This window comes from Saccharomonospora iraqiensis subsp. paurometabolica YIM 90007 (assembly GCF_000231035.2).
Taxonomy (GTDB): domain Bacteria; phylum Actinomycetota; class Actinomycetes; order Mycobacteriales; family Pseudonocardiaceae; genus Saccharomonospora; species Saccharomonospora paurometabolica.
The window spans coordinates 223,456-225,014 of the sequence record NZ_KI912250.1 but is presented as its reverse complement, the minus strand read 5'-3'; the positions used below and the strand labels follow the sequence as shown (position 1 = coordinate 225,014).

Genomic DNA, 1,559 nt, shown 5'->3' with positions numbered 1-1,559 from the left:
TGCTGGTCGGCGGTGGTGCGGGCGCCGCGGGCGGCTACCTCGCGGGCTCCGGCGGCTCCTCCGGGTCCGGGGGCGTCAACGCGCTCGACCAGCCCAGGCCGGCCGAGCAGACGAACGACGCACCCGAGGGCAGCGTCCAGGCCGTCGCCGAGCAGGTGATGCCCAGCGTGGTCCAGCTGCAGGTCCAGGGGGGCAACACGGTCGGGGAAGGCTCCGGCTTCGTCCTCAGCGGGGACGGCTACATCATGACCAACAACCACGTCGTCGAGGCCGCGGCCAACGGCGGCCGGATCGTGGTCGTGTTCCAGGACGGCCGACGTGCCCAGGCGGAGGTCGTCGGGCGGGACCCCACGACCGACGTCGCGGTGGTGCGGGCGCAGGGTGTCGACGGGTTGCCGACGGTGGAGCTCGGCCGGTCCGACAACCTCGCCGTGGGCCAGCGGGTCGTGGCGATCGGGTCCCCGTTCGACCTGGCGGGCACGGTGACCTCGGGAATCGTCAGCTCGCTGCACCGGCCGGTCACCGCGAACGGGCAGGACGGCCAGGCCACGGTGATGGACGCCATCCAGACCGACGCCGCGATCAACCCGGGCAATTCGGGTGGCCCGCTGCTCAACATGCAGGGCCAGGTCGTCGGGATCAACTCGGCGATCTACAGCCCGCAGACCGCGGGCGGCCCCGGAGGAGGCCAGGGCGGCAACGTCGGGATCGGCTTCTCGATCCCGATCGACCAGGCCCGGCGCACCGCCGACGAGATCATCGAGAACGGGTACGCCACCCAGACGTTCATCGGTGCCGTGGTGGGCACCGCTCCGCAGGGGGGAGCGGTGATCCGGGAGGTGCAGCCGGACTCGCCCGCCGCGCGGGCCGGGCTCGAAGCCGGTGACGTGGTCGTGCGGATGGGCGAGCGCCGGATCGACGAGTCGAACACCCTCGTGGCCGCGGTCCGCACCCGGGCCCCGGGCGAGCAGGTGACGTTCACCCTCGCGGACGACAGCACGGTACAGGCGACCCTCGGCGGCCAACGGGTCACGGTGAACTGAGCCCCGGCCCTGAAGGTGTCGTCCGGACGGCGCAGCCCGCCGCTACGGCCTCCGCCGTGGTGCCGCGGCCGCGCCGTCCGGCGCCGGGGCGGCGGTTCCGGACTCCGCGGTACGGATCCTGTTCAGCGCCGCCGCGAACCGGGTGTCGGGGGCGGTGTCGGCCACCGTCGCCGCGTCCGCCATCGTGTCCACGTCGGACAGCACGGGAGCCCCGGCGGGATCGGCTCCGCCCGCGCACACCGCACGCCGGGTCAGTACCGCCGTGTCCGGGCGGGACATCGGCACGTGCGCGAGCGCGTTCGCCCGCTCCGGATGCCGCAGTCCGAGCACCCACCATCCCCCGTCGGTGGCGGGCCCGACCACCGCCTCCGCGTGCGCCAGGGTGGCCGCCACGCCGCCCAGCAGTGCGGGGGTCACCTGCGGGGTGTCCATGCCGATCTGCACCACGGGCAGTCCCGGCCGCAGCGCGGCGGTGTCCCGGTGCGCGTGCACGAGGCGCTGCGCGAAGCTCTCCCC

At 74.7% G+C, this 1,559-nt stretch carries 2 protein-coding genes; one reads left to right on the top strand and one right to left on the bottom strand.

The window, feature by feature from the left end:
* Positions 1–2: 2 nt before the first annotated feature.
* Positions 3–1,043: a S1C family serine protease gene (locus tag SACPADRAFT_RS0217160; RefSeq protein WP_007027560.1), complete on the top strand. Its 1,041-nt coding sequence runs from the start codon at positions 3–5 to the stop codon at positions 1,041–1,043.
* 42 nt (positions 1,044–1,085) lie between these two features.
* Here SACPADRAFT_RS0217160 and SACPADRAFT_RS28365 read toward each other — a convergent pair.
* Positions 1,086–1,559 (bottom strand): TIGR04282 family arsenosugar biosynthesis glycosyltransferase (locus SACPADRAFT_RS28365; protein ID WP_157577206.1); only part of this gene is annotated, 474 nt, incomplete at its 5' end.